This is a genomic window from Dehalococcoidales bacterium (assembly GCA_028716225.1).
Taxonomy (GTDB): Bacteria; Chloroflexota; Dehalococcoidia; order Dehalococcoidales; family UBA5760; genus UBA5760.
In genome coordinates this window covers 1-5815 of the sequence record JAQUQE010000067.1, presented here as the reverse complement: position 1 = coordinate 5815, position 5815 = coordinate 1, and the positions used below count along the sequence as shown (strand labels likewise).

Annotated in this window: 8 protein-coding genes; 2 read left to right on the top strand and 6 right to left on the bottom strand. The window is 50.6% G+C overall.

Going from position 1 to position 5815, the window contains the following annotated elements; translation table 11 throughout:
• The 6 genes from PHI12_13165 to PHI12_13140 form a co-directional block, all read right to left on the bottom strand.
• On the bottom strand, positions 1-580 hold a 580-nt coding region (locus tag PHI12_13165), incomplete at its 3' end, for a hypothetical protein (protein MDD5511742.1).
• Positions 581-1348: a phage minor head protein gene (locus tag PHI12_13160; protein ID MDD5511741.1), complete on the bottom strand. Its 768-nt coding sequence runs from the start codon at positions 1346-1348 to the stop codon at positions 581-583.
• Between the two features lies 1 nt (position 1349).
• Complete coding sequence (locus tag PHI12_13155) at positions 1350-2708, bottom strand: hypothetical protein (GenBank protein MDD5511740.1); 1359 nt, start codon at positions 2706-2708, stop codon at positions 1350-1352.
• Positions 2709-2710: 2 nt separating this feature from the next.
• A complete protein-coding gene (gene terL, locus PHI12_13150) occupies positions 2711-4288 on the bottom strand; it encodes a phage terminase large subunit (protein ID MDD5511739.1) in 1578 nt (525 codons plus the stop codon).
• Positions 4194-4748 carry a terminase small subunit gene (locus PHI12_13145; GenBank protein MDD5511738.1) on the bottom strand — a complete coding sequence of 185 codons (555 nt, stop codon included), beginning with the start codon at positions 4746-4748 and terminating at the stop codon, positions 4194-4196. Before PHI12_13145 ends, terL begins: the two co-directional genes overlap by 95 nt.
• A 257-nt stretch (positions 4749-5005) precedes the next feature.
• Complete coding sequence (locus tag PHI12_13140; GenBank protein ID MDD5511737.1) at positions 5006-5197, bottom strand: hypothetical protein; 192 nt, start codon at positions 5195-5197, stop codon at positions 5006-5008.
• Between the two features lie 155 nt (positions 5198-5352).
• On the opposite strand from PHI12_13140, the gene PHI12_13135 reads away from it, so the two are divergent.
• On the top strand, positions 5353-5607 hold the full coding sequence (locus PHI12_13135) for a hypothetical protein (GenBank protein MDD5511736.1): 255 nt from the start codon (positions 5353-5355) through the stop codon (positions 5605-5607).
• Positions 5608-5621: 14 nt separating this feature from the next.
• The coding region (locus PHI12_13130; GenBank protein MDD5511735.1) for a hypothetical protein at positions 5622-5815 on the top strand (194 nt) is incomplete at its 3' end.

Here is a 5815-nt window from a genome sequence, read left to right as displayed (position 1 = left end):
GGTCTTTCGGCTGGTTCTGCGCAGACTCTTCAAACAGCAAGACATGATTTGGTCGAACCGTTCCAGCGATTGAACCATTACCGTCATCCGGGGCGCAAAATGCGCTTGATAGCGAAAGTTTCCCTTCATCGACGAGTTTCTGAACAATGGGGATCGCTGCTACTGATGCCTTGTATGTCTTCTCATCAATCAGTCCTTCTTCAAATAGCCGTTTTGCTGTACCCTCCCCGAAGTTGAACTTCGTCATGAGTTTCGGACGTCCAGCCTGCTCGATACGCGAGTCTGATAGTTCCCCGACAATCACGCCCGACACACCTTCCAGATAAGTCTGGAGATTCTTGTCTTTGTGTGCGGGGAAACTGCACGAGAACTCAATGTGCCTCGCAGCAAAGATCAAGGGAATGCCGTTCCAATCGTCGATCGTTGCCTCAAAGGGTTCGACCGGAAGATAGTCGTCTCCGACCCTCCGGTTCAGGAGGTGTAGAATCGCATCATGAGACCCCACGAGCCCCGGTTCAGACTGGTAAAAACGGACAGTCTGTTTACAAGTTGTTTTACCTGCTGTTCTTTCACATCCCATTTATTCTTCCTCCTCTATATCGCCTCTCGGGACCCTGATCTTCGGAATGATGGTACACCGACAATTCGGGTGTAAAGGAGGCCGTTCCCCGATCTCCTTGATCGTTTTTCCATCATTTGCCAGGCATTCGTCACAGGTCCTATCGTCGATTGCCGTCAGCCATTCTTCATCTTCGTCCGTCAGGCCAGCACCAACGTATCTGTCGTGTATCCCGCGGTTGACTGCCTTCATGGTTTCAGTACGGACCATCGCCGTAGCCCTGACGATACCAACGCTATCAATGTCTCTCACTATGCTGCGAGCAATCTTCCCTGCCGATACTTCATTCAGAATACCGTCCCCGATCGTTGCCCGAATACGCTTTGCTGTCTCGTCGGTTACACCTTTGAAATCCCCCTTCGTCTTCTCGGTGAGCAACTTCCTGATCTTGTCCCACTCAGTACGCCGCACTTCAAGAGGCGCACCGAGCATGATGCCAGCAAAACGGTCTCCCTGGATGTACGCCTGATGGGTCTTAGCATCAATGATCGTATAGCCAGGATAAAGAACTTCTTCCTCTATCAGTCGATCGATGAGCGCAAAGAAGACATCCGGTTCGACAACAATAGATGTATGAGTCCGGCCTTCATCTGTGATCTCGAACAATTCGAATATCTTCACTTTGAAGGTCTCGAACAATTTGACGATCTGCTTCTCGTATTCCTGAATAATCCTGTCTGCCCGCGTCGGGTCTTTAAGGAAATCGGGGGAGAACTTTCTGTTGGCCATTTTACTTCGTGTCCTTGATCCGGAGTTTGTCCTTAACGATCTTCTGAGCTATTGCTTGGTCGATGATGGAGTACGGATCGAGAGGATCCGCATTCATGATCTTCGCTACCGTCTCTACTGCCTGAAGATCTTCGGGAGGGGGCGCGGAGCCGGTGTATTCTTCCTTCAGAGCAACAAGTTCTTCCTCATCCAGTTCTTCAAGATCAGCACCGGTCCAGGACAAGATCTTCCTACGCTCATTGATGGAGAGTGTCTGTGTCTTGTGGCCTACTTCTGCCACTTTAAGCCACAGTTCGCTCTTCTCAACTTGCGGGGAAGGGATATCCACCATGATCCGGTAGCCGTCATAGCCGTTTACGTCCAGATACGGCTGCAGCAGGTATTCGAAGGCAGCCTCCACCCATGACTGCTGTCCCTGGATATATGACATATACAGATCGTATTCCGGGTTGCTCGAACCGCCGATCAGCGTACCGTCCTTGGAGATGGCCTTTGTCGGGCTGAAGTAATTCCCGATCAGCTGGTCCAGGGCCTGAATCGTTTCGAGTGCCGTCGCCGTCTCGGCCAGCCCGAGATTCACCAGTTCCATATTCTCGCGCAACTGATACGCTACGCCCCGGTTAATGTTCTGGATGATCTTTTGCGCGTATGCGACATCATCCTTCTGTGGATGCGTGACCTTAATGTAGAACAGTCCACCGGCTCCGAGACGGTTGTTTTGCTGCATCTGCCCGGTCCAGGAGAAGTCCAGCATCCGGATCACCGGGATCACCGGCTTAATCAGCGGCGTCCCGCCGAGACCGGGGCGGACCGGGTCAGTGATCATGACGACGTTCTGCAGCTGCTTGACGATCCCATTGGCCTGACGCTGCCAATATTCGATCTCGTCCTTCTCGTTGATACAGATCCCGGGGAGCAAGTCATTGCGTATATAAGCCAATGTATTCCCTGGCGTGCTGAATGTTTCAGATGGGAGATGTCGGAGTTTACGCAGGACGTATTCATTGCCTTCGTATCCCCATACAGGGTTGAACAACGCTGGCCCCCAGGTAGCTGATTCTCGCCAACAGATCTGGAGATTCGTCCACAGGTTCACGTCTCGGGCAGCGGCCATGGTCTGGACCTGCTTTGACAGGTCAAGGTCCGGTTCGCCTGTATCCGGGTCGATGGCGTAGATCGAAAAATCCTTCCTGTCCCTGAACAGGGTGCGCTGCTGCTTATCGAGCGCTCCGGCGAGGTAGATGTTCTCCCGGTATTTCCTGACGGTCTCTGCATCGTACTTTGGGGCAGCATAAACGCCACCGTACGCCGTAACATAGACTTCCCCCTCCTCCTTTGTTCTAACCCCTATCTTTGCCATGGTTATAGCCCCGTAAATCCGCCGTGTTCAAACTCGAGCAAATCAAAATCACTATACTCAGCGAATGGTAACAATGCCCCGCACGCGTCATCCTGTGTTGGGTCGTTATTGCCCCGTTCACGCTGAACCCACCAATTCAACGCCTGTGTCATTGCATCGACCTGATCATTATACTTACCATTCGGGAAAGATGCACATTCCTCGATGAAAGTACTGACCCAGGGCGCAATAAGTGGATGTGGCAGATACACGTTTCCCGCTTCTATCTGCGGGGTGACCGCATACGCCCTTGCTTCCTTACTGCCGTCAGGTTCAATGGGTATCAACCCGGATATCGTTTGTCTGAGAACGGATATCACGGCAGGCCCATTCGCCTTATCCTCGACCCACTTCCAGTATGTGTGCGGCCACTTTGCACTCAATGCTTTAACTGCGCTAACTGTTTCAACGAAATCTAATCTTTCCCGCACCTGATCCATTAAGAACTTCTCAGCGCCTCTACGCGACCAGACTTGCCCGACAACGTACGCGCTTTCTTGTGTGTCCTTGAATGCCATATCCCAAGACTGTGCCATCTCTTCAAAAGCTATCGGGAGTGGTACGGCCTCCACGTTAACATACTCCCCTCTCTCATCACGAACAACTACGGGAGGCATATCACGGTTCGGGTAGCGCCAGAAACGCCACCAATGCCGTTTTATGATGCTGCCTTCCTGTGGAGTGGGTCTTTGCTGGAATAAACCGTTCCAGACACGAGAGCCCACACGAATCTTGGTCTCTGCAAGCCAGGCAGATCCATACCCGTGTTCAGGCCAAAGAGGATCCCCAACTGCCCGTCCGAGGGGGTCACGCCCCTCTGCCTCGGCCGGAAAATTAACGACAGTCCATTGGTTGCCTTCTGTGTCAAGAAGACGGCCAACAAGATCATCCTCATGCCAGCGTGTCATGATAATGATAATACGGGCTCCCGGGTGGAGCCGGGTAAGAAGAGTGTTCTGCCACTCATCCCATATCTTCTCTCGATATGTTACGGACTCTGCCTGCTCCCTGTTCTTGATGGGATCATCTACAATCAACAGGTCCGCACCTTCTCCAGTGATCGGGCCGCCAATGCCGGCACTGACCATGCCACCACTATGCCCCTGTATACTCCAGTTGGTCACGGATGCGTTCTCTGGAGATATACGTATCCCGAATAGATGTTGCCCGTATTCTTCTATTTTGCGTCTGTTGGCGCGTCCGAATTTCTTTGCAAGTGAGTCTCCGTAACTTACTTCGATTACTTTGCGGTCTGGGTTTTTTCCTATGAAGTAGGATGGGAATGTTTCGGATACGGTCATCGACTTGCTGTGTCTTGGGGGTAGGGTTAAGATAAGCCTTGTTATTTCTCCCTTTTCAACACGGTCGAGTATCTCGCAAATAAAATCAGTATGCTTTGCTGGACGATGGTTTCCTCGGTGTACGTAATGTACGTAGTACGCGTAATCAGTTCGTGCCCAAGCGACTTCGGAGAATATCCCGGACTTGTTTAGCAAGGTCTGGATGTTCTGCGATGATGTCTTGGACGAGGCTGTGTTCATGCTCGACTTTAACTCCACCAGAGTGTTCAACGCGGTCGATAAAGGCCGCGTTCGTCTTTGCAATGAATTCAGATGCCTTTAATCGGTCGGGCATCTTTGCTTCGGGGTCTCGAAGCACAGTGGTCCAGAACGCCTTAACTTCGATGATGTCTGCTATGCGCTCATTCGTGATCTTCCCATTCACTTCCTCGACGTATTCGACGATCTTTGGATTGCGGAGAAGAGCATGCGCGTACACACTGGCATTGCTGTTGGCGTTTTCTTTCCTGCCACACGAATAGCCTGCATTGATGTAGGATCGTGCAGCATTGCCCGTACGGAGAAACTCATCTGCGAACTTGCGCTGCTTAATAGTGAGTTTCCTCTCACCGACGCCGATCTTGACGTCGGGCGCAACGTTATTGTTGCGCCTACTAAACTTTGTACGCGTAAATCCGTTCTTTGAGTTCTGCTGAGTCATAAAGCACCGGATATGATCAAGAATCCGTTGCTTAAATATAACCTGGTCCTCGTATATAAAATTATGGAGAATACGAGAAGAAGTTTATCTCGGCTCCGTGGTTTTGTCTGTGTGTAAATTCAGTATATCAATCAACAGCGATTCAATGAACCTGGATCGAGGAATATCATCGCGCAACTCATCGAGCACTGCAACTAATTCAGGGTCGAGAGTCAAACATATGGTTCTCCGAACAGACTGCGTTTCTCCCATCGGGCTCACGCTCCTTCTATATTGTCCGCGATACAATCTGCAATCCTCTCCACTTCATCCAGCTTATCTTGCAATGCGTCGACGAGAACCTTCGTCAAGTTGATCCCATGTTCCTTTGCCTGCCGTTTCAACTCGACAGGGATTTGGATCAATGTCGGGGAATACAATTCGCCTTTCCTTTCTACTACACGCTTCATTCAGTATCACCTGAAAAGTTATAATAATATATTTGTTGAGATACTATTTAACCGTTGTTTCGATCGTCATTTTGAATACACCCATACCTTTATTGCGTATACCAACTAATAACATATTGTGTGTGTGACACACGGTTAAAACGGAGATGAATCAAATGACCAAGCACGAAGAAATCAAAAACGAACTCGAGGACCTCTTCGAGGCGCTCGAGGGAACAGTGGATCAGATCAACCAGCTGCTCAAGGGGGCGGATGGAATGGTGTACGAGAGGGCGAACGCCTACTGGCTCGGAGCACTCAAACAGATCGTCGAGAAGGACACTGGCTTCGTCATGAACCCGGTAGACACCTTCGAGGAACTGGACGAACTCATCGCGAAGGAGGAGAACGTCTGCCACCGGTGCGGGTAAGGGGAGGGAGAAGAATGAAAGACTATCTAACTCGGGAAGACATCAAATATATCGGCCTTGCCTACGAGGGAGAAGGAATCTCCCTCGAGATCTTTGAACAATGCCCACACATCTTCGTACATGAGGGGCGGCTCGCCTATCGCATCAAATACATCTACAAGGTCCGGAAAGAACTGATCAAAGTGCTAGACAGGATCAGCGAACAAAG